The following is a 20,805-nucleotide window of genomic DNA, read 5'->3' on the forward strand; positions in this document are numbered from 1 at the left end:
GACGCATGAGCAACCACGCACCTGACAGCGCAATGCCTTCGCAATCCACCTTCACCTGGCGGCGCGGCGATGTCGCGCCGTTGCGGGTTGCGGTGTTGCTGTTGCCGTCGTTTTCGAACTTCGGCCTGGCCGCCGTGCTGGAACCCTTGGCCATCGCCAATTGGCTGACTCAGCGCCAGTTGTTCCAGTGGTCGCTGTTGTCCCTGGACGGCGAACCGGTGCAGGCCAGCAACGGTTTGGTCACCGTCGCCAATGACGGATTGAAGGCCGACCAGGGTTTTGATGTGTGCCTGGTAATCGCCAGTTTCGATGTGCACAAACACAGCCGCAACCTCGCGCTCAAGAGCTGGCTGCGCAAGCAGGCGCTGTTCGGCGCGGTGTTGATGGGCGTGGAAACCGGCACCGAACTGCTCGCCGCCGCCGGCGTACTCGACGGTTACGAAGCCGCTGTGCACTGGGACAATCTGCAGGGTTTTCAGGAAAGTTATCCACGGGTCCACGCCAAGCCGCAGCTCTATACGCTGGAGCGTCAGCGCATGACGTGCGCCGGCGCGACAACGACGCTGGACATGCTGCTCGGCTGGATCGGCCAGAGCGTCGACAGCGAACTGGCGCGGGAAATCGGCATGCATCTGTTAATGGGTCAGGTGCGCGCGCCGGCCGAAAATCAACTCGACGGCGGCCTGACCAACACCGGGCTGTACGGCAGCAAGATCCGCCGTGCCGTGCAGTTGATGGAACAGGCGCTGGAAGAACCGCTCGACTGCGAAGCGATTGCCGACAAGGTCGGGCTTTCGCGGCGACAACTGGAGCGGCAGTTCAAGCATCAAACCGGCCTGTCGCCGCTCAAGTACTACATCACTCTGCGGCTGGCCAAGGCCCACAGTTTGCTGCAACAGACGCGCCTGAGCGTGGCGCAAGTGGCGGCCTGTTCCGGGTTCGGTTCGCTGGAGCATTTCTCCCGCACCTACCGTGCCCGCTTCGGCTGCCCGCCCAGCGAAGACCGCAGCCAAATCTGGACCGCCCCGGTGATGCGCCAGCCGCTGCGCAAGGAGCAGCGGCCGGTCGAGGCGGACTGAATTCACAGGCGATAGCCCGGTTCTTCCTCGTCGAGAATCCCCATCAGCGCGTTGAAATGTTTGTCGGCAAAGCCCGGATAATCGAGCCATTGCCGGCAGGTCTTGCGCGCAATTTCATCACTGGCGATGCGCAACTCACGGCCGGTTGAAAGCGCGGTGATGTAGGTTTCGCAGGCCCGTTCGAAGTAGTACAGATCATCGAACGCCTGGGCGATGCTCGGCGCCGCCACCAGCAAACCATGGTTGCCCATCAACAGAATCGGTTTGTCCCCGAGCAGGCGGCTGACCCGCTCCGCCTCATCGCCCAGGCCCATTCCGTCAAAGCCGTCGTCGATGACCACTCGCTCGAAAAAGCGCATGCAGTTCTGCTCGATCGGTGGCAGCCGCGAATCCGCCAGACACGCCAGCGCCGTCGCGTATTTCGAATGGGTGTGCAGGATGCAACGGGCGTGAGGCTGGTTGCGGTGCAAGGCGCTGTGCAACGCCCACGCGGTGATGTCCGGCGCGTCGGGGCGGTCGAGGCTGGCGGGCTCGTCAGCGTTGACCAAAAGCAAGTCGCTGGCCTTGATCCGCGAGAAATGCTTGCCGTACGGATTGATCAGAAACTCCCGACCGTCCCCCGACACCGCCACGCTGAAGTGATTGGCGATGGACTCGTGCAGGTTCAGCCGCGCGGCCCAGCGAAACGCACAGGCCAGGCGGATTCTCAGTTGCTCGACAGGTTGATTCATCCCGTGCTCCACAGATGTTGATCGGTTGCCTGGCAGTGTAGAGAGACGCCTTGCGCGCACTTGACGGGAAACGACATTGGCTGCCGCTATTACGCGACTTCGCAACCGTGGGAAAACGGCGTGGTTATGCCGCGTTTGATCAAGAGCCGCGTTGCGCTCGCCGCCATAGTGAACAGCACGAACCCTTGGCTGGAGAGGCACATGTTGCAGATTCGTTTGTTCATTGCGGGCAGTTGGCAGGCACCACAAACTCCGCGCTACCGCGACGTGATCAACCCAGCGAACGAAGAAGCCCTGGCTCAGGTAGCCGTCGCTGGCCCGGAGGATGCGCAACGGGCAATCGAGGCTGCGCGCCAGGCTTTCGATCAAGGATCGTGGCCGACCATGCCGGTCACCGAACGCGCTCAACTGTTGCAGCAAATCGCCCGTTTGATCGAACAGGACGCCGAGCACCTCGCCCGCCTGGAAACCCTCAACGCCGGTAAAACCCTGGGCGAAAGCCTGGCTGACATCGGCAACGTGGTCGCGACTTTTCGCTACTACGCCGCGCTGCTGGAAAGCGAAAGCGCCAGCGTCAACAGCCATGCGCCGGCCCATATCATCAGTTTCAACCAACGCGAACCGGTGGGCGTGTGTGCCTTGATCGCGCCGTGGAACTACCCGCTGCTGCAAGCGGTGTGGAAAATCGCCCCGGCCCTCGCCGCCGGCAACACCGTGGTGTTCAAGCCCAGCAGCCTGACGCCGATGACGGCCCATCGCTTAACCGAACTGCTCAAACAAGCCGGTTTGCCCGACGGTGTTTTCAACCTGCTGTGCGGCCCGGGCGATGTCGGTGAATTGCTCGCCGCCAGCCATGACGTGGACCTGGTGTCGCTGACCGGTGGCGCCGGAGCCGGCGGCAAAGTGATGCGTGCGGCCACCGGCAACTTCAAGCGTGTGGCGCTGGAACTGGGCGGCAAGAATCCGAACATCGTGTTCGCCGATGCCGATTTTGACGTAGCGCTGGATCAGGCAATGAACGCGGTGTTTTTCAATGCCGGACAAATCTGCTCGGCCGGCTCGCGACTGTTGGTCGAGGACGGGATTCATGACCGGTTTGTCGAGGCGTTGCAGCAGCGGATCGGGAAGATTCGCCTGGGCAATGGCCTCGATCAGTCGACGCAAATGGGCCCGCTGATTTCCGCCGGGCAACGCGATCTGATCCTGACAATGATTGCCGGCGCCGTCGAACAAGGCGCGACGTTGCTGGCGGGCGGGACGATTCCCGAGCAGTTCGAACGCGGGTTCTGGCTGCGCCCGACGTTGCTCGGCAATGTCACCGCCGACATGCGCATTGCCCGCGAAGAAATCTTCGGCCCGGTGATCACCGTCGAGCATTTCAGCGGCGAAGCCCAAGCGCTGCAATTAGCCAACGACACGCCTTACGGCCTGGCGGCGGGCGTCTGGACCCGGGATATCGGCAAGGCGTATCGCATGGCCAAGCGCCTGCGGGTCGGCACCCTGTGGATAAACGACTACAACGCCGCTTTCCCGCAGGCGCCTTGGGGCGGCTACAAATCCAGCGGTATTGGTCGGGAACTGTCGCGAGCCGGGCTCGATGAGTTCACCGAGCTCAAGCACATCTACCTCAACACCGAACCGGCGGCGCTGAACTGGTTTGGTGCCGATCAAGCCTGAGACTTACGACTGCTGCGCAGCCGAGCGGGAGCAAGCTCCCTCGCCACAGGCAGGTTTCGCCACACCCACAACAACAAAAAAACCGAACACCCCAAACCGCTGCCGACGTTTACCTTCGAGGAGTTGATCCATGAAAGCCTTGCTCTTGCTTGTATCTCTGAGTTTGCCGCTGCTGGCCCAGGCAGCGGAACCGGAATCCTGCGCCACGGTGCGTTTCTCCGATGTCGGCTGGACCGACATCACCGTCACCACGGCCGTCGCCAGCGAAGTGTTGGAATCACTGGGCTACAAAACCAAAACCACACTGCTGTCGATCCCGGTGACCTACCGCGCCTTGTCCTCGGGCAAGGAGCTGGACGTGTTCCTCGGCAACTGGATGCCCACCACCGAAAACGACATCAAGCCCTACCGCGATGCCGGCACCGTGGAAACCGTGCGCGCCAACCTGCACGGCGCCAAATACACCCTGGCGGTGCCCGACTACGTGTACGACGCCGGGCTGCATGATTTTGCCGACATCGCCAAATTCAAGGACAAGCTCAACGGCCAGCTCTACGGCATTGAACCGGGCAACGACGGCAATCGGCTGATCCAGAGCATGATCGACAAGAACGCCTTCGGCCTGAAGGACTTCAAGATCGTCGAATCCAGCGAAGCGGCGATGCTCTCGCAACTCAAACGCGCCACGCGCAAGAACGAATGGATGGTGTTCCTCGGCTGGGAACCGCACCCGATGAACACCCGCAACAAGATGAAGTACCTCAGCGGCGGCGACGAATACTTCGGCCCCAACTTCGGCCAGGCCACGGTCTACACCAACGTGCGCAAGGACTACCTCAAGGAATGCAGCAACGTCGGCAAGTTGCTGCAGAACATGGAGTTCAGTTTGGTGATGGAGAACCAGCTGATGGACGCGGTGCTGAACCAGAACCAGAAGCCACGGGCGGCGGCGAAGGCGTGGTTGAAGGCTAATCCTGCGGTGTTGGAGGCTTGGCTGGTTGGGGTCAGCAGTCGCGACGGGAAAGATGGATTGGCGGTAGCCGGCGCCAGTCTGACCAGCCAATGATCATTTGAAGTCTGTCGCCTGACAGGGTAGCGAGCAGATTGTCAGGCGACCGTTTCACTGATGGGTTGATCACGCCTGGTCCTTCGGTGGCTTGATGCACGCCAACAACCAGGCCACCACCGCACAGATCATCAGGGTCCCACCCAGCGTCTGCCCCCAGGCTGCCAGCATCAATCCGCCACCTATCAACAGGTAATACAGCAAACCGAACAGCGCGCCGGCCGTACCCAATCGATCACCATAGTTGACCAGCGCCGAACCGAGGATGTTCGGGATTGCCATGCCGAAGGCCAGAACCACCAACACCATCGCCAGCACGAACAGCGCAGTGTCTTCCATCAGCCAGACAAAACTGGCGCCAACCAATGTCAGTGATCCCGCCACCTGTATGAGTTGCGCACTACTCAACCCGCGCTGCAGCAGCCGTTTATTGAGCCCGGCTCCCAGACCGGAACCCAGGGCGAGAATGACGCCACTGTAGCCGAACATTTTCGCACTCAGCCCCAGCCGCTCAAACATGAACGGAGCCAGGCTGTAGTAGCTGAACAAGCCAATGTTGAAGACCGCTACCAACAACGTCGAACGCCAAATGTCTCGATCCCGCAGCATTTGCCACGACGTCTCGAACAGCGCGGGCGACGCCACATGCTGTGGTCGGGTTTCCGGTAAAACCCGCAGGCACCAGAACCACAGTCCAACGGATAGCAGCAAAAGCCCTCCCGGCACGCCTGGATATCCGAAGCCATGCACCAGGCTTGCTCCGGTGAACAATCCAATGGCCGGGCTGGCGGCTAGCGCGATGCCCATAATCGAAAACACCTGAGCGAGTGCCGCCCCCTTGAAGCGGTCGCGCAACACGGTTTGCGTAACGACCGAGCCTACCGCAGCGCCGAATGCGGCCACGCCCTGGGCGGCCAACAGAGCATTGAACGTGCTTGCGCTGAGCGCCATCAACGAAGCTGCAGCGTACAGGGCCAACCCCGCAAGCATCGTTGGACGACGCCCGATCAGGTCGCACATCCGGCCCCATACCACCACGCCGAACGCGAACGCCAGGAAATACACAGAAAGCATTTGCGCCGATGCTTGCTGCCCAACGCCGAAGACTCGGCCAATGTCTACCAGCGCCGGGCTGTAAATGGATTGCGCCAACTGTGGAAACATCAACAGCGCGACCGCCAATACGACGATTTTTTTATCATTCATCACGACTTCACTCTCGAAAGAAACTGCCGTGCAGCTTAAGAAGTCGTAACTGTCGTAGTATCAGGATCCTGCCAACTTATCTCTGAAATCGGACAAACCATGGCTTGGCTCGACGCCCACGCGTCTTTTGATCCTGACAGCTTCAATGCACCGGTTGTCGGCATCGCCGCCGCCCTCGGTGATCACGATTCGGGCATGCATCATCATCAACGCGGGCAACTGCTGTTTACCCGTCAGGGCTGTACGCGTATCACCCTTGCCCAGCAATTGTGCCTGCTGCCACCCTCGCGCGCGGCCTGGATTCCTTGCGGTGTGGCCCATCGCGCCGTGATGCAACAGAGCGTCGATTACCGTTCCATTTACCTGAGCCCCGCGTTGTGCGCAGACCTGCCGCAGCAGGTCTGCGTGATTGAAGTCAACCCGTTGCTGAGGGCGGTGCTGGAGTCGATCGCCCACGCAGATTTCGACACGGCTTGGCAGCAGGGAAAGTACGTGCATTTGTTGGCGCTGTGCCTGAGCGAAATTCGTGACGCAGCCCGACAACCCATGCTGCTCCCGCTGCCGTCGGACAAACGCCTGGCACCACTTCTCGCGACCATCGAAAAGCTGCCGCCGAAACTTCAGTCACTGCAAGAGCAGATAGGTGCCAGCGGCCGCACCATCGGCCGAATCTTCCAACGTGAAACCGGCATGAGTTATCAGCAATGGCGCCAACAATGGCGCCTGATGCGCGCCATTGAACTGCTCACGACCGGGCGAAACATCGGTTTCAGCGCTTTCGAGCTGGGATTTTCCAGCGACAGTGCCTTCATCGCGTTCTTCAAGGACATGACTGGCATCACCCCCGGTGACTGGCTGAAATAGGACCTGACGACCGGCAGCACAAACCAATTGCAACAATATATTACCTGCGTCATATTACGCCCGTAATAACAGGCCGATTTCACAGGTACCCTTTCATGACCAGCATGCCCACCGTTGAACCTGCCCTGGCTGCCCCGCTGACCACCGCCAAACCGCCCCTGCTCAAACGCCTGCTCCTGTCGACATTGGGTATCGCGGCTCTGGTGCTGGTTGGCGTATACGCCACGCACTGGTGGACGACTGGCCGTTTCATCGAGGAAACCGACGACGCCTACATCGGCGGCGACGTGACGGTGATCGGGTCGAAGGTCGCCGGTTACATCGACGAAGTGCTGGTGACCGACAACCAGAAGGTCAAGGCTGGCGACGTGTTGATTCGTCTGGATTCGCGCGATTACCGCGCCAACCTGGCCAAGGCCGAAGGTGCGGTGGCGGCTGAAGAAGCCTTGCTCGCCAATCTCGACGCCACCGAGCAACTGCAACAGGCGGTGATCGGCCAGGCCCGCGCCGGCATCGATGCCGCCGGGGCCGAAACTGCGCGTTCGCGGGATGACGATGCGCGCTACAAACGCCTGGTCACCACCAGCGCCGTGTCGGTGGAAAGCGCCCAGCGAGCGAATGCCACGTTCAAGACCGCCCAGGCCCAAAGCAACCGCGCCCAGGCCGAACTGCTGGCGGCGCAACGACAGTTAAACGTGATCGCCACGCAGAAACAGCAGGCCCGCGCCGCGTTGATACAAGCCAAGGCCGAGCGTGATTTGGCGCAGTTGAACGTCGGCTACACCGAGTTGAAAGCACCGGTGGACGGTGTAATCGGCAACCGTCGGGCCCGGGTCGGTGCCTACGCCCAGGCCGGATCGCAACTGCTGTCGGTGGTGCCATCCAGCGGTTTGTGGGTCGATGCCAATTTCAAGGAAGACCAACTGGCGCGCATGGTGCCGGGGCAACGGGTGGTGATTCACGCCGACGTACTCTCAGGCCAGGAATTCCACGGTCACCTCGACAGCCTCGCACCAGCCAGCGGTTCGCAATTCAGCGTGCTGCCACCGGAAAACGCCACCGGCAACTTCACCAAGATCGTGCAGCGGGTGCCGGTAAGAATTCACCTCGACCCGGCCGACAGCGTGCTCGGTCATCTGCGTCCGGGTCTGTCGGTGACCGCTGAAGTCGACACGCGCAAGGAGCCTGAAACGACAGCCGTGGCCAGCGCGCCATGAGCCGCGCCCTCGCCGCCCCGGCGCAACCGTTCAATGCCGCGAACATGGCGACGGCGACCAAGGTCTTCGCCTTCGCCAGCATGTGCATCGGCATGTTCATCGCGCTGCTGGATATCCAGATCGTCTCGGCGTCGCTGCGTGATATTGGCGGCGGGCTGTCCGCCGGCACCGACGAAACCGCATGGGTGCAAACCAGTTACCTGATCGCCGAAATCATCGTGATTCCGCTGTCCGGCTGGCTTTCGCGAGTGTTTTCGACGCGCTGGCTGTTTTGCGCGTCAGCCGTGGGATTCACCCTGACCAGCCTGCTCTGCGGCGCGGCCTGGAACATCCAGAGCATGATCGCCTTCCGCGCGCTGCAAGGCTTTCTCGGCGGCTCGATGATCCCGATGGTGTTCACCACCGCGTTCGTCTTCTTCACCGGCAAACAACGGGTGATCGCCGCCGCGACCATCGGCGCTGTAGCCTCGTTGGCGCCGACTCTCGGGCCGGTAATCGGTGGCTGGATCACCGACGTTTCGTCCTGGCACTGGCTGTTCTACATCAACCTCGTCCCCGGCATTTTCGTCGCGGTGGCCGTGCCGATGCTGGTGAAAATTGACCAACCGGAACTGTCGCTGCTCAAAGGCGCCGACTATATAAGCATGGTGTTCCTGGCGCTGTTCCTCGGCTGCCTGGAATACACCCTCGAAGAAGGCCCACGCTGGAACTGGTTCAGCGACAGCACGATTCTGACCACCGCGTGGATCAGTGGCCTGTCGGGTCTGGCGTTTATTGGTCGGACGCTGCACGTGGCCAACCCGATCGTCGATTTGCGCGCCTTGAAGGACCGCAACTTCGCCCTCGGCTGCTTCTTCTCGTTCGTCACCGGGATTGGCCTGTTCGCCACCATTTACCTGACGCCGCTGTTTCTCGGCCGGGTTCGCGGTTACGGCGCGCTGGACATTGGTCTGGCGGTTTTCTCCACCGGTGTGTTCCAGATCATGGCGATTCCGCTGTATGCCTTTTTGGCCAACCGCGTCGACCTGCGCTGGATCATGATGACCGGCCTTGGCCTGTTCGCTTTATCGATGTGGGATTTCAGCCCGATCACCCACGACTGGGGGGCCAAGGAATTGATGCTGCCGCAAGCCTTGCGCGGGATCGCCCAGCAACTGGCGGTGCCGCCGGCCGTGACATTGACCCTCGGCGGCCTCGCACCGTCGCGGCTCAAGCATGCTTCGGGCTTATTCAATCTGATGCGAAACCTGGGCGGCGCCATCGGCATCGCCGCGTGCGCGACCATTCTCAACGATCGCACCAACCTGCACTTCACCCGGTTGGCGGAAAATCTCAACAGCACCAACGAGGCGCTCAACCAATGGCTGTCCCAGGTCGGCAACAACTTCGCCGCCCTGGGCCAGACCGGCGATATCGGCGTGACGGCCAGCCTGCATCAGCTCTGGCTGTTGACCTACCGCGAAGCGCAGACGCAAACCTACGGCGACGCGTTCCTGATGATCGGGGTGTGCTTCGTCATCGCCACGGCCATGGTGCCCTTGATGCGCAAGGTGCAACCACCGGCCGCGCCAAGTGCCGATGCGCATTGAGGCTCGACACGCTTGCTGAATACTCAGGCTTGAGGCGTTTTGCGGAAGCCGACGGCCAGTCGGTTCCAGCTGTTGATGGTGCTGATGGCCACGGTCAGGTCGACCATTTCCTTGGGCGAGAACTGGGCGGCGACCACTTCGTAATCTTCGTCCGGGGCGTGGGTCAGGCTCAGTTGGGTCAAGGATTCGGTCCACAGCAGCGCAGCACGTTCACGTTCGGTGAAGAACGGCGCCTCGCGCCAGGCCGTTACGGCGAACAGGCGACGCGGGGTTTCGCCTCCCTTGATCGCGTCGGCGGTGTGCATGTCGATGCAGAAGGCGCAGCCGTTGATTTGCGAAGCACGCAGCTTGACCAGTTCGATCAGGTTCTTTTCCAGTGGCAGCTTGGAAACGGCGGTTTCCAGGGCAATCATGGCTTTCAGGGCGTCAGGGCTAGCGGTGTAGAAATCGATGCGCGGTTGCATTACATGCTCCAAGGCAAGTGGGTGTGTCACTACGTTAGTCCCATGGGCGGATTGCACAAATAGCCAATTCCTCAGAAGTCGAGGAGGCCACCGACATCTTCCCTGAAAAAAGTTCCAAATGAGAATTGCCATCAGTCGGTCCGGGGCACTAGAATGCGATCAATTCTTAATTGCACTCACGCAGGATGCCCGAGTCGAGTATCTGCCCGCCATGTCGTCTGCCGATCAGCCTCTGAACCAGCAAGTCCACACCCTTTACAGCGAACATCACAGTTGGCTGCAAGGTTGGCTGCACCGCAAACTGGGTAACCGCTGTGATGCGGCCGACCTGGCCCACGATACGTTCCTGCGCCTGTTGACGCGCCAGGTGGTCAAACCGCTGGGCAGCGAACCGCGGGCGTTGCTGACGCATATTGCCAAGGGTCTGGTGATTGACCGCTGGCGGCGCCAGGACATCGAACGCGCGTATCTGGAAACCATCGCGTACCTGCCGGTGGCCGAAGTGCCGTCGCCGGAAACCCGCCTGCTGATCCTCGAAACCCTGTGGCGCATCGAAGCGCTGCTGCGGGAACTGCCGGCCGCGACCCGCGACACATTCCTCCTGTCGCAGATCGAAGGCCTGACTTATGCGCAGATCGCCACGCGACTGAATGTCTCGCTGATCACCGTCAAGCGCCATATGCGCGCGGCGTTCATTGCCTGCCTGAGTGTCGCTTGATGAATTCGTCGATGATCAACCCGCAGATTCTCGGAGAAGCCGCCGATTGGCTGGTGCAATTGCATTCCGGCACCGCAACACCGGCCGATCATCAGGCCATCGCCCAATGGCGCAGCCGCAGCGCCGAGCATGCCCAGGCCTGGCAACGGGCCGAAGTGCTGCTTGGGGATTTTCGTGGTGTGCCGGCCAACCTCGCGATCCAGACACTGCAACGGGCTTCGCGCAAAGAAGGCCTGAGCCGTCGTCAGACCCTCACCCGCCTGGGCTTGCTGTTGATGGCTGGTCCCTTGGGCATTGCCTCGCAGCATTTGCCTTGGGAGCAATGGAACGCCGATCAACGCACCGCCGTGGGCGAGCAGAAAAACCTGCAATTGCCCGATGGCAGCCAGTTGCTGCTCAACACCGACAGTGCGGTGAATATTGCTTTCAACCCACGTGAACGACGCGTCAAGTTGATCGACGGCGAGGTGCTGATCAGCACCGCGAAAGACCTCGGTGCCCGGCCTTTTATCGTCGAAACGCCCCACGGCACTGCACGTGCGCTGGGCACCCGGTTTTGCGTACGGACCGAGGGCTCGCGCAGCCATGTTTCAGTTCTCGAAGGGCAAGTGGTGGTCACGCCGCAACTGCTGCATGAAAGCACGACCCTCAATGCCGGCGAGCGCCAGAGCTTCAAGTTGAACAGGCTCGATGCACCGGAACGCTTCGACATCGAGGCCGTGTCCTGGGACAAGGGCATGCTGCTGGCCAACAACATGCGCCTGGATGAACTGCTGGGCGAACTGAGCCGCTACCGGCCGGGCGTATTGCGCTGCCACCCGGACGTCGCGGCGTTGCGGGTGTCGGGTGCGTTTTCCTTGCGTGACACCGACGCCAGCCTGCGCCTGCTCAGCGATACCCTGCCGCTGAACATCAGCCGCATGACCCGCTACTGGTTGTCGGTCGAACCGAGGGTCTGACGCGGTCAGTCGTTGATGTTCAAGCATTCTTTTTTGCGCATTGCCCTGAGCTGCGCGGCGCTGCTGCCGATCCACAGCCATGCGGCAGACATTGTTAGCGCCAGTCGCAACATTTCAATTGATCCGGGCTTGCTCAGTCAGGTACTGGCGCAATTTGCCGTTCAGGCAGGCGTGCCGCTGTCGTTCGACCCGGCATTACTGGGCAACCGCCAGAGCCCGGGGCTGCACTGCAATTTCAGTGTGCAATCAGGTTTTCAGCACTTGCTCGATGGCAGCGGCTTCGTCCTGATCAGCACCCGCGACAACGGCTTCACCTTGAAGCCTGAAGACGCCGCCAGCCCGGCGCTAGAACTGGACACGACCAACGTCAGTGCCTTGGGCAACGACAGCCCGGACACCTACGGCGGCGGACAGCTCGCCCGCGACGCAAACATCGGCATGCTCGGTCATCAGGCATTGAACGACCTGCCCTTCAGCGTCACCAGCTACACCGCCAAAACCATCGCCGACCAACAGGCCCGGACCGTCGGCGATGTGCTGCTCAATGACGCGTCGGTGCGACAGTCTGCCGGTTTCGGCAATTTTTCCCAGGTGTTCATCATTCGCGGCCTGTCGCTGGCCTCCGATGATATTTCCTTCAACGGCCTGTATGGCGTCCTGCCGCGCCAGATCATCGCCACTGAAGCCTTGGAACGGGTCGAGTTGTTCAAGGGGCCGAACGCCTTTATCAACGGGGTGACGCCCAGCGGCAGCGGCATCGGGGGCGGTGTCAACGTGCAGCCTAAACGTGCCGGCGACACGCCGACGCGCAGCATCACCCTCGATTACAGCAGCGACGCCCGCATCGGCGGGCACCTCGACCTCGGCCAGCGTTTCGGCAAAGACAACCGGTTGGGTGCGCGACTCAACCTGCTGCAGCGCGAGGGCGATACCGCCGTCGATGATGAAGACCAGCGTTCAGCGCTGATCAGCCTGGGCCTGGATTATCGCGGCGAGCGTCTGCGCCTCTCCACCGATCTGGGCTACCAGAAGCAGGTGATCAATCAGGGGCGCGCGGTGGTTTATGTCGATTCCACCTTGAACAAAGTACCCAAGGTGCCCGACGCCAATGCCGCCTATTCTCAGAGCTGGAGTTACTCGCAACTGGAGGACTCGTTCGGCATGGCCCGCGCCGAATATGACCTGAGCGAAACCTGGACGGCCTATGTCGCGGGCGGTGCCAAACACACCCGCGAAAACGGTGTGTATTCATCGCTGACCGTCACCGACCTTGATGGCAACGCCCGTGGCGGCATGCTCTACCCGCCCCACGATGAGGACAATCAAAGCCTGATGACCGGCCTCAACGGTCGCCTTCAAACCGGCCCGATCAGTCATCAACTGAGCCTCGGGCTGGCCGGCATCTGGGGCGAGCAGCGTTCGGCCTTCGAAACCATCGGCAGCACCGGGCGCTACAGCACCAACCTCTACAACATCGCTGAACAACAGCGACCTGCCGCCACTTCGTTCGGCAGCGATATTCACGATCCGCGCATCGTTGGCAAGAATACCCTGCGCAGCGGCGCCATCGCCGACACCCTCGGCGTCCTCGACGACCGCGTTTTGCTGACCCTCGGTGCGCGTCGCCAGTCGTTGAAAGTCGATGGCTGGAGCACCACTTCCGGCGCCCGAACGTCCAGTCATGACGCGTCGATCACCACCCCGGTTTTTGGTCTGGTGATCAAGCCTTGGGAATATGTTTCGTTCTACGCCAACCGCATCGAAGGCCTGGCCAAAGGTCCAACACCACCGACCACTTCACTCAACCGCGACGATACCTTCGCCCCGGTGCGCAGCAAGCAAATCGAAGCCGGCGTACGCCTGGACATGGGCAGCTACGGCGCGAGCATTGGGGCGTACCGCATCGAGCAACCGTCGAGCTATACCCAGGACGGGATCTTCCGGGTCGACGGCCAGCAACTGAACAAAGGCATCGAGCTCAACGTCTACGGCGAACCGCTCGATGGCCTGCGCCTGCTCAGCGGCGCAACCCTGATGAAGACTGAAATTGAAGGCAGTGCCAACGGCATCAACGACGGCAACCGCGCCGTCGGCGTGCCGCGTTTCCAGTTCAACCTGGGGGCGGACTGGGATGTGCCGGGGCTTGAAGGTGCGGCGCTGAGTGCAAGAATGCTGCGCACGGGCGGGCAATATCTCAATGCCGCCAACACCCAAAGCATTCCGGCGTGGAGCCGCTTCGATCTGGGTGCGCGGTATGCCTTCGGGTTCGATGACCGGGACGTCACGCTGCGCGCCAATCTTGAGAATGTTGCCAATGAGGCCTATTGGGCTTCGGCCAATGGCGGGTATCTGACCCAAGGGACGCCGCGGACGTTGAAGGTTTCGGTGACGGTGGATTTTTGATTCAACCCGAAATTTGCGGTGCGGCTTATGCCGTCATCGCGAGCAGGCTCACTCCCACATTGAATCTGCGTCGTTCACAAATCCCTTGTAGGAGCTAGCTTGCTAGCGATCCGCGCAGCGGCCATTCACCGCTAAGCCCGCTTGAGCAACCACTGCAAAAACCCTTTCTTGCGCACCACCACCGGCTCTTCCTGGATCAACGCCTGCACTTTGTGCAAGCGGAAATCCAGCAAGGTTTTCATCGCGTCGTTGATGTCGTGACGGGCATCCAGGCACGGTTTCAGGTAGTCCTTTTCGATGCGGTAAAGCGTACAAAAGGTCTTCGCGGCAAATTCGGCGGCCGATGAGGTGTCGGTCAGGATACCGGCCTCGCCGATCACTTCCCCTGGTCCCATGCGCCCGGTTTCGATGAGTGCACCGTGGATGTTCAGCGTCACCGAAACCACCCCGGACTCGATGATGAACAAGTGGTGGCTGACCTCCCCCGCCGCCAGTATCGTCTCCCCGGCGCGGAAGGTTTGCAGGTTCATGTTCTGGCTGAAGGTTTCTTTCTCTTCCTGGCGCAAGGTCGAGAAAATCGGCGAACTGTCGAGCAACGCCCGTGGTTTTGAAGAATCGCTCTCCGGATTGGGTTCCACGCTCGACAGCAAATTGATCCCCGATGCATGCAAGTGCCGATACGCCAGGTCGAACAGTTGATTGCGCACCGTGCGCTTCTCGCTCATCGAAGCGACAAACCCGCTGATTTCATACTCCGCGCCAGCGGCGCTGGAGCTTTTCAGCGCCACTTTCGGGCCGGGCACACTCAACAGAATGCGGCAGCCCTGCATCGCCCGCTCAAGGGCATCGATCACGGTTTGCGGACGGACATGGGGGCTGACCTGCAAACTGATGGAAAGGCCGAACATGTCGCTGGGGCGGCTGAAGTTGGTGATCTTGGCCTTGGCCGCCAGCGAGTTGGGGATCACGATCATACTGCCCTGGGAAGTTTGCAGCCGCGTGGCACGCCAATCGATGTCGATCACCCGGCCTTCGGTGCCATCGATGGCGATCCAGTCATCCAGTTGATAGGGCTTGGTGGTATTGAGGACGATCCCGGAAAACACGTCGCTGAGGGTGCTTTGCAACGCGAGGCCGACGATGATCGCCAAGGCGCCGGACGTGGCCAGCACGCCTTTGACCGGCAGATCGAGCACATAGGCCAGCGCCGCAATAACGGCGATCAGGAATATCACCGCCCCGAGCAAGTCTTGCAGCAATCGCCCGGTGTGCCCGACCCGTTGCATCATCACGGCACCGATCGTCACCGTCAGGGTGCGCGCGGCGAACAGCCACCAGGTGATCTGCAAACCGGTGGCTGCCAGGTGCAGCGGCACGTTGTCCACCCAGGGTGCCGGCACCATCGGGTTCATGCCTTCGTTGAACAACAGAACGCTGTACAGCGAAAAAATCACCAGCCGTGCAAGCAACTTCCAGTTGTGGTGGCTGGCATCGATCAAGCGCCACAACACCAGATCGATCAGGATCAGGATCAAGGCGCAGATCAGCGGGTGTTCAGCGAGCAACGACAGCATCAAGCAGCTCCAGCACAGGACGATGAGCAAAAGATCTCACAGATTGAGCACAGTGTAGGAGCAATTGATTTCGCTGGAATCTACAAACACCACAAAAACAAATGTGGGAGCGGGCTTGCTCGCGAATGCGGTGTGTCAGACAACGTAAATGCTGTTTGACACGCCGCTTTCGCGAGCAAGCCCACTCCCACAGGGGTGAGGTGTATTGCCGGAGTTATTTGCTGTCGGTCAGCGTGCTATAGCTGGTCATCAGGTTGCGGTAATCCGGGATGTGGTTGGAGAACAGCGTGCCCAAGCCTTCCACGTCGTTGCGCCAGTCGCGGTGCAGTTCGCAGGCCAGGCCGAACCAGGTCATCAATTGCGCACCTTGCGCGGTCATGCGGCTCCAGGCCGATTCACGGGTCAGTTCGTTGAACGTGCCGGACGCGTCGGTCACCACGAATACATCAAAACCTTCGGCCAGCGCCGAGAGTGCCGGGAACGCCACGCATACTTCAGTCACCACACCGGCGATGATCAATTGCTTCTTGCCGGTGGCCTTGATCGCCTTGACGAAATCTTCGTTGTCCCAGGCGTTGATCTGGCCTGGACGGGCGATGTACGGCGCGTCCGGGAATTGCGCCTTGAGCTCGGGCACCAGCGGACCGTTGGGGCCGGTTTCGAAACTGGTGGTGAGGATGGTCGGCAGCTTGAAGTACTTGGCCAGGTCGGCCAGGGCCAGCACGTTGTTCTTGAAACGGTCGGGGTCGATGTCGCGCACCAGCGACAACAGGCCGGTCTGATGATCCACCAACAGAACGGCGGCGTTATCCTTGTCGAGTCGTTTATAAGAAGTAGTCATTGCAGTAGTCCTGATTAGTTATCGGTGCCGATTGAGTATCGGCGTGAAGTACCCGCTTAACGTTCGGAATCCAGCTTTTCGTGCTCGTTGGCCACTTGCTGAGCCTTGAGATAGCTCTCGATCAGCAATTGATAATGCGGCATGGCCTGGGCGTAGACGGCGGCCCACTGCTCGGCGTCCGGACGGTTCCACGAGCCTTGCAGCTCAGAGAGCGTAGCCATGATGTCGATCGGCACCACGCCGGCCTGGGCCAAACGGGCAACTGTCAGATCGGTGGCCAGTTTCGAGTGGTTGCCGGAAGCGTCGACCACGGCAAACACTTTGTAGCCTTCGTGCACCGCCGCGATGGACGGGAACGCCAGGCAAACGCTGGTCAGGGTGCCGGCGATCACCAGGGTCTTCTTGCCGGTGGCTTTGACCGCCGCGTGAAATTCCGGGTTGTCCCAGGCGTTGATTTCACCTTTGCGCGCCACGTACTGCGCATGCGGTGCGGCCTCATGAATCTCCGGGATCAGCGGCCCGTTCGGCCCTTGCGGTACGGAAGCGGTGGTGATCACCGGCATCTTCAGCAGAGTCGCGGCCTTGGCCAGTGCGATGGCATTGGCGCGCAGTTGTGGCACGTCCATGTCCTTGACGATCTGGAACAGTCCGCTCTGATGGTCGATCAACAACATCGCGGCGTCGTTGGGGTCGATGGTCGGTTTCTGACCATTGAAGTTGGCAGCATTGACGGTGCTCATGAGCGTTTCCTCTTTTTGACAGGCAACAGCCATCCCTGGCCCGAAAACCGGCCTACGCGTCCTGTGTAGAGCGGGTTGTTGAAGCGAAACGGTTTAACCGTGCATCTGGCCGAAGCGGCCGGACTGGAAGTCGGCGAACGCCTGGTGGATTTCTTGCTCGGTGTTCATCACGAACGGGCCGTGGCCGACGATCGGTTCGTCGATCGGTTCGCCGCTGAGCAACAACACCACCGCGTCTTTGCTGGCTTCAAGGGTCAACTGATCGCCCTTGCGATCGAGCAGGGCCAACTGCCCTTCACGCACCGATTCCAGACCATTGACCTGAACCGCACCGCGCAAGACCACCAGTGCGGTATTACGCCCTTCATGCAGATCCAGAGTGAGCAACTTGCCGGCATTCAGGCGCAGGTCCCAGACGTCAATCGGCGTGAAGGTCCGCGCCGGTCCTTTGCGGCCGTCGAACTCACCGGCGATCAGGCGCAGGCTGCCGGCGTTGTCTTGCAGGGCAATGTCCGGAATGTCGCCATCAAGAATCGTCTGGTAACCGGCGTCGGCCATTTTGTCTTTGGCCGGCAAGTTGACCCACAACTGGACCATTTCCAGAGTGCCGCCGCTCTTGGCGAAACCTTCGGAGTGGAACTCTTCGTGGAGAATTCCCGAGGCGGCGGTCATCCATTGCACGTCGCCGGGACCGATCTTGCCGCCACTGCCGGTGGAGTCGCGGTGTTCCAGTTCGCCCTTGTAAACGATAGTCACGGTTTCGAAGCCGCGGTGCGGATGCTGACCAACGCCACGCCGTTCGGTGGTCGGGGTGAATTCAGCAGGCCCGGCGTGATCGAGCAGCAGGAACGGGCTGATGTGTTTACCCAGGTTGTCGTAGGAAAACAGCGTGCGAACCGGAAAACCGTCGCCAACCCAATGGCCGCGAGGACTGGTGTAGATACCGATGATGTTTTTCATGGTGTCTCCTGATGAAGTGAGTGAAGCCATGGACAAAGCTTAAAACCGTGGCCTTTGCTGCGCTAGACTGCAAAAATCAGCCTTAGCGTTCTATCTGGAGAACGATGGTGGAAGACCTCAACACCCTCTATTACTTCACTCAAGTGGTGGAACATCACGGTTTCGCAGCGGCCGGGCGCGCGCTGGACATGCCCAAGTCCAAGCTCAGCCGACGCATCGCCGAGCTCGAAGAGCGCCTGGGCGTACGCCTGCTCAATCGCACCAGCCGCCATTGCTCGCTGACCGAAATAGGCCAGGCGTATTACCAGCGTTGCCTGGCCATGCGCGTGGAAGCGGAAAGCGCCGCCGAACTGATCGAACGCAACCGCTCCGAACCCCAAGGCCTGGTGCGCATCAGTTGCCCGACGGCGCTGCTCCACACCTGGGTCGGGCCGATGCTGACCCGCTACATGCTCAAGTACCCTTTGGTGGAGTTGTTCATCGAGAGCACCAACCGCCGGGTCGACCTGATTCATGAAGGTTTTGATATCGCCCTGCGGGTGCGTTTTCCGCCGCTGGAAAATACCGACATGGTGATGAAGGTATTGGGCAACAGCACCCAGAGTGTCGTCGGCAGTCCGGCGTTCGCCCAACGCCTGTCGACACCGCCGTCGCCGGCAGACCTGAGCGGCATGCCGAGCCTGCATTGGGGCGCGGCGCAACGTGAGTATCAGTGGGAACTGTTCGGCGCCGAGGGCAGCACCGCATTGATCCGGCACGCGCCGAGGATGGTTACCGATGACCTGTTGGCCTTGCGCCATGCAGCGGTCGCCGGGGTCGGCATCGTGCACCTGCCCAGCGTGGTGGTACGCGATGAAATCGCTACCGGGCAATTGGTTGAACTGGTGCCGGGCTGGGCACCGAAAAGCGGCATCATCCACGCGATTTTCCCGTCGCGCCGAGGGTTGCTGCCGTCGGTGCGCAGCTTGATCGACTTTCTCGGAGAGGAATTCAGTCACAGCGATATCGCCTGAGACGGGCGACACATGGGACTGGCGGAGTTTTTATTTCGGACATAATATCGACGAGGATTACAACCATAATATCCGCTCCCGCCGAGGACTTGATCTCATGCAAAGCCCAACCCGCGACGCCACGCTCGCCCAATGGATCGCTCAGGAGCAGGCCATGCGCGCCCGTCTCGCCGGGCCCGGGAGTTTGTCCATGGCCGAAGTCAGCGCCCTGACGCCCGCAGAGTTTTTCGAAGGTATCGGCGACGGCACGCTGCCCTCCCCGCCAATTGGCACACTGATGGACTTCATTCCAATCGAATGGTCGGCCGGCGTGTTCATTTTCCAGGGCACACCGGATTCACGTCATTACAACCCGCTGGGCACGGTGCACGGTGGCTACGCCGCGACGTTGCTGGATTCGTGCATGGGCTGCGCGATTCATACGCAGCTGAAAAAAGGCCAGGGCTACACCACGCTGGATCTGCGCATCAGTTATGTCCGCGCCTTGAACAGCGCCAGCGGACCGGTGCGGGCCGAGGGCAAGATTGTTCACTTGGGGCGCTCGACGGCGTTGGCCGAGGGGCGGATTTATGATGTGGATGGGCGGCTGTATGCGACGGGTTCGACGACTTGCATGATTCTTGAGGCGCGGGGGTAAGGCTCCAGAACCGCGGTGCTGCCTTCGCGAGCAAGCCCGCTCCCACATTTGATCTTCAGTGAACACGGGGTTTGTGTCCCATACAGATTAAATGTGGGAGCGGGCTTGCTCGCGAAGAGGACCTTTCAACACCGACACCTGACCGACATACGGCCGATTCTTGACTTGCGGTAAACATTGCTTTGCCAATCCAGCGGTTTTTCCCACGAATGCAGGCGCGGATACTCACGCCCATTCCCACTGCAACCACTGGAGTCAATCATGTCTATCCCCGCATTCGGCCTGGGTACGTTTCGCTTGCAAGGCCAGGTAGTCATCGATTCGGTCAGCACCGGCCTGGAACTGGGCTACCGGGCCATCGACACCGCGCAAATCTACGAGAACGAAGCCGAAGTCGGCGAAGCCATCGCCGCCAGTGGCGTTGCCCGTGAAAACCTGTTCATCACCAGTAAGATCTGGGTCGCCAACTTCGCCAAGGATCGCCTGATCGAAAGCCTCAGGGAAAGCCTGCAAAAACTGCAGACCGACTACCTGGACCTGACCCTGATTCACTGGCCGTCGCCGGAAGACCAGGTGCCGGTCGAGGAATTCATGGGTGCCCTGCTCGAAGCCAAGCGCCTGGGCCTGACCCGGCAGATCGGCGTGTCGAACTTCACCGTCGACCTGATGAAACAAGCGATCGCCGCCGTCGGTGCCGAGAACATCGCCACCAACCAGATCGAACTGCACCCGTACCTGCAAAACCGCAAGGTGGTCGAGTTCGCACAAAGCCAAGGCATCCGGATCACCTCCTACATGACCCTGGCCTACGGCGAAGTGCTCAAGGACCCGGTGATCGCGACGATCGCCGACCGCCTTCAATCGACCCCGGCGCAAGTCACCCTGGCCTGGGCCATGCAACTGGGTTACGCGGTGATTCCGTCGTCGACCAAACGCGCCAACCTCGCCAGCAACCTCAAGGCCTGCGCCATGAAGTTGAGCGACGCCGACATGGCGCTGATCGCCAGCCTGGATCGCGGCCATCGCCTGACCAGCCCGAAAGGCATCGCACCGGCCTGGGACTGATC

General features: G+C 60.9%; 19 protein-coding genes. 12 read left to right on the forward strand and 7 right to left on the reverse strand.

The features are described 5' to 3' along the window. Positions 1–5 precede the first annotated feature (5 nt). Positions 6–1,079 carry a GlxA family transcriptional regulator gene (locus tag V6Z53_RS23790; protein WP_338582081.1) on the forward strand — a complete coding sequence of 358 codons (1,074 nt, stop codon included), beginning with the start codon at positions 6–8 and terminating at the stop codon, positions 1,077–1,079. Positions 1,080–1,081: 2 nt separating this feature from the next. On the opposite strand, the gene V6Z53_RS23795 is transcribed toward V6Z53_RS23790, so the two are convergent. Continuing rightward, positions 1,082–1,810 carry a class II aldolase and adducin N-terminal domain-containing protein gene (locus V6Z53_RS23795; RefSeq protein ID WP_338582082.1) on the reverse strand — a complete coding sequence of 243 codons (729 nt, stop codon included), beginning with the start codon at positions 1,808–1,810 and terminating at the stop codon, positions 1,082–1,084. A 201-nt stretch (positions 1,811–2,011) separates the two neighbouring features. Between V6Z53_RS23795 and V6Z53_RS23800 the strand changes: the two genes are divergently transcribed. Next, entirely contained in the window at positions 2,012–3,487 is a 1,476-nt protein-coding gene (locus V6Z53_RS23800; protein WP_338582084.1) for an aldehyde dehydrogenase family protein, read from the forward strand. Positions 3,488–3,617: 130 nt separating this feature from the next. Beyond that, the gene (locus tag V6Z53_RS23805) at positions 3,618–4,553 is read left to right on the forward strand and encodes a choline ABC transporter substrate-binding protein (RefSeq protein ID WP_338582085.1); all 936 of its coding nucleotides are present in this window, start codon (positions 3,618–3,620) and stop codon (positions 4,551–4,553) included. A 69-nt stretch (positions 4,554–4,622) separates the two neighbouring features. Here V6Z53_RS23805 and V6Z53_RS23810 read toward each other — a convergent pair whose 3' ends face one another. Next, complete coding sequence (locus V6Z53_RS23810) at positions 4,623–5,759, reverse strand: MFS transporter (RefSeq protein ID WP_338582086.1); 1,137 nt, start codon at positions 5,757–5,759, stop codon at positions 4,623–4,625. Positions 5,760–5,858: 99 nt separating this feature from the next. Here V6Z53_RS23810 and V6Z53_RS23815 point away from each other — a divergent pair, with 99 nt between their 5' ends. The 3 genes from V6Z53_RS23815 (at position 5,859) to V6Z53_RS23825 (ending at position 9,429) form a co-directional block, all read left to right on the forward strand. After that, positions 5,859–6,623, forward strand: a complete 765-nt coding sequence (locus V6Z53_RS23815) for a helix-turn-helix transcriptional regulator (protein WP_338582087.1) — start codon at positions 5,859–5,861, stop codon at positions 6,621–6,623. A gap of 95 nt (positions 6,624–6,718) precedes the next feature. After that, a complete protein-coding gene (locus V6Z53_RS23820; protein WP_338582088.1) occupies positions 6,719–7,840 on the forward strand; it encodes an HlyD family secretion protein in 1,122 nt (373 codons plus the stop codon). Continuing rightward, positions 7,837–9,429 (forward strand): DHA2 family efflux MFS transporter permease subunit, encoded by a 1,593-nt coding sequence (locus tag V6Z53_RS23825; RefSeq protein WP_338582089.1) that lies wholly within the window; start codon positions 7,837–7,839, stop codon positions 9,427–9,429. Before V6Z53_RS23820 ends, V6Z53_RS23825 begins: the two co-directional genes overlap by 4 nt. Positions 9,430–9,452: 23 nt before the next feature. Here V6Z53_RS23825 and V6Z53_RS23830 read toward each other — a convergent pair whose 3' ends face one another. Next, positions 9,453–9,893, reverse strand: coding sequence for a carboxymuconolactone decarboxylase family protein (locus tag V6Z53_RS23830; RefSeq protein ID WP_338582090.1), 441 nt, complete (start codon positions 9,891–9,893; stop codon positions 9,453–9,455). Positions 9,894–10,104: 211 nt separating this feature from the next. Between V6Z53_RS23830 and V6Z53_RS23835 the strand changes: the two genes are divergently transcribed. Genes V6Z53_RS23835 through V6Z53_RS23845 form a run of 3 tightly spaced genes read left to right on the forward strand, consistent with a single transcriptional unit; the run spans position 10,105 to position 13,973 of the window. Then, positions 10,105–10,611, forward strand: coding sequence for a sigma-70 family RNA polymerase sigma factor (locus V6Z53_RS23835; protein WP_338582091.1), 507 nt, complete (start codon positions 10,105–10,107; stop codon positions 10,609–10,611). Next, on the forward strand, positions 10,611–11,570 hold the full coding sequence (locus V6Z53_RS23840; protein ID WP_338582092.1) for a FecR domain-containing protein: 960 nt from the start codon (positions 10,611–10,613) through the stop codon (positions 11,568–11,570). Before V6Z53_RS23835 ends, V6Z53_RS23840 begins: the two co-directional genes overlap by 1 nt. A gap of 15 nt (positions 11,571–11,585) precedes the next feature. Continuing rightward, positions 11,586–13,973, forward strand: a complete 2,388-nt coding sequence (locus V6Z53_RS23845) for a TonB-dependent receptor (protein ID WP_338582093.1) — start codon at positions 11,586–11,588, stop codon at positions 13,971–13,973. Positions 13,974–14,104: 131 nt separating this feature from the next. On the opposite strand, the gene V6Z53_RS23850 is transcribed toward V6Z53_RS23845, so the two are convergent. The 4 genes from V6Z53_RS23850 to V6Z53_RS23865 all read right to left on the reverse strand — a co-directional run bounded on the left by V6Z53_RS23850 (position 14,105) and on the right by V6Z53_RS23865 (position 18,088). Then, positions 14,105–15,547 (reverse strand): mechanosensitive ion channel domain-containing protein, encoded by a 1,443-nt coding sequence (locus tag V6Z53_RS23850; protein ID WP_338582094.1) that lies wholly within the window; start codon positions 15,545–15,547, stop codon positions 14,105–14,107. 214 nt (positions 15,548–15,761) lie between these two features. Continuing rightward, positions 15,762–16,388, reverse strand: a complete 627-nt coding sequence (gene ycaC, locus V6Z53_RS23855; RefSeq protein WP_338582095.1) for an isochorismate family cysteine hydrolase YcaC — start codon at positions 16,386–16,388, stop codon at positions 15,762–15,764. A gap of 56 nt (positions 16,389–16,444) precedes the next feature. Continuing rightward, positions 16,445–17,128, reverse strand: coding sequence for an isochorismatase family protein (locus V6Z53_RS23860; protein WP_338582096.1), 684 nt, complete (start codon positions 17,126–17,128; stop codon positions 16,445–16,447). 93 nt (positions 17,129–17,221) lie between these two features. Further along, positions 17,222–18,088, reverse strand: coding sequence for a pirin family protein (locus tag V6Z53_RS23865; protein WP_338582097.1), 867 nt, complete (start codon positions 18,086–18,088; stop codon positions 17,222–17,224). A gap of 104 nt (positions 18,089–18,192) precedes the next feature. Here V6Z53_RS23865 and V6Z53_RS23870 point away from each other — a divergent pair, with 104 nt between their 5' ends. The 3 genes from V6Z53_RS23870 (at position 18,193) to dkgB (ending at position 20,803) form a co-directional block, all read left to right on the forward strand. Further along, on the forward strand, positions 18,193–19,101 hold the full coding sequence (locus V6Z53_RS23870) for a LysR family transcriptional regulator (protein ID WP_338582098.1): 909 nt from the start codon (positions 18,193–18,195) through the stop codon (positions 19,099–19,101). Positions 19,102–19,198: 97 nt separating this feature from the next. Next, positions 19,199–19,738, forward strand: coding sequence for a PaaI family thioesterase (locus V6Z53_RS23875; RefSeq protein WP_338582099.1), 540 nt, complete (start codon positions 19,199–19,201; stop codon positions 19,736–19,738). A 261-nt stretch (positions 19,739–19,999) separates the two neighbouring features. Further along, a complete protein-coding gene (dkgB, locus tag V6Z53_RS23880) occupies positions 20,000–20,803 on the forward strand; it encodes a 2,5-didehydrogluconate reductase DkgB (RefSeq protein ID WP_338582100.1) in 804 nt (267 codons plus the stop codon). Positions 20,804–20,805: the final 2 nt, after the last annotated feature.

The organism is Pseudomonas sp. MAG733B, assembly GCF_036884845.1.
Lineage (GTDB): Bacteria > Pseudomonadota > Gammaproteobacteria > Pseudomonadales > Pseudomonadaceae > Aquipseudomonas.

Bases quoted from the DNA above. Each gene is read 5' to 3' on its own strand.
- V6Z53_RS23790 (WP_338582081.1), top strand. From the start codon at position 6: ATGAGCAACCACGCACCTGACAGCGCAATGCCTTCGCAATCCACCTTC.
- V6Z53_RS23795 (WP_338582082.1), bottom strand. From the start codon at position 1,810: ATGAATCAACCTGTCGAGCAACTGAGAATCCGCCTGGCCTGTGCGTTT.
- V6Z53_RS23800 (WP_338582084.1), top strand. From the start codon at position 2,012: ATGTTGCAGATTCGTTTGTTCATTGCGGGCAGTTGGCAGGCACCACAA.
- V6Z53_RS23805 (WP_338582085.1), top strand. From the start codon at position 3,618: ATGAAAGCCTTGCTCTTGCTTGTATCTCTGAGTTTGCCGCTGCTGGCC.
- V6Z53_RS23810 (WP_338582086.1), bottom strand. From the start codon at position 5,759: ATGAATGATAAAAAAATCGTCGTATTGGCGGTCGCGCTGTTGATGTTT.
- V6Z53_RS23815 (WP_338582087.1), top strand. From the start codon at position 5,859: ATGGCTTGGCTCGACGCCCACGCGTCTTTTGATCCTGACAGCTTCAAT.
- V6Z53_RS23820 (WP_338582088.1), top strand. From the start codon at position 6,719: ATGACCAGCATGCCCACCGTTGAACCTGCCCTGGCTGCCCCGCTGACC.
- V6Z53_RS23825 (WP_338582089.1), top strand. From the start codon at position 7,837: ATGAGCCGCGCCCTCGCCGCCCCGGCGCAACCGTTCAATGCCGCGAAC.
- V6Z53_RS23830 (WP_338582090.1), bottom strand. From the start codon at position 9,893: ATGCAACCGCGCATCGATTTCTACACCGCTAGCCCTGACGCCCTGAAA.
- V6Z53_RS23835 (WP_338582091.1), top strand. From the start codon at position 10,105: ATGTCGTCTGCCGATCAGCCTCTGAACCAGCAAGTCCACACCCTTTAC.
- V6Z53_RS23840 (WP_338582092.1), top strand. From the start codon at position 10,611: ATGAATTCGTCGATGATCAACCCGCAGATTCTCGGAGAAGCCGCCGAT.
- V6Z53_RS23845 (WP_338582093.1), top strand. From the start codon at position 11,586: ATGTTCAAGCATTCTTTTTTGCGCATTGCCCTGAGCTGCGCGGCGCTG.
- V6Z53_RS23850 (WP_338582094.1), bottom strand. From the start codon at position 15,547: ATGCTGTCGTTGCTCGCTGAACACCCGCTGATCTGCGCCTTGATCCTG.
- ycaC (WP_338582095.1), bottom strand. From the start codon at position 16,388: ATGACTACTTCTTATAAACGACTCGACAAGGATAACGCCGCCGTTCTG.
- V6Z53_RS23860 (WP_338582096.1), bottom strand. From the start codon at position 17,128: ATGAGCACCGTCAATGCTGCCAACTTCAATGGTCAGAAACCGACCATC.
- V6Z53_RS23865 (WP_338582097.1), bottom strand. From the start codon at position 18,088: ATGAAAAACATCATCGGTATCTACACCAGTCCTCGCGGCCATTGGGTT.
- V6Z53_RS23870 (WP_338582098.1), top strand. From the start codon at position 18,193: ATGGTGGAAGACCTCAACACCCTCTATTACTTCACTCAAGTGGTGGAA.
- V6Z53_RS23875 (WP_338582099.1), top strand. From the start codon at position 19,199: ATGCAAAGCCCAACCCGCGACGCCACGCTCGCCCAATGGATCGCTCAG.
- dkgB (WP_338582100.1), top strand. From the start codon at position 20,000: ATGTCTATCCCCGCATTCGGCCTGGGTACGTTTCGCTTGCAAGGCCAG.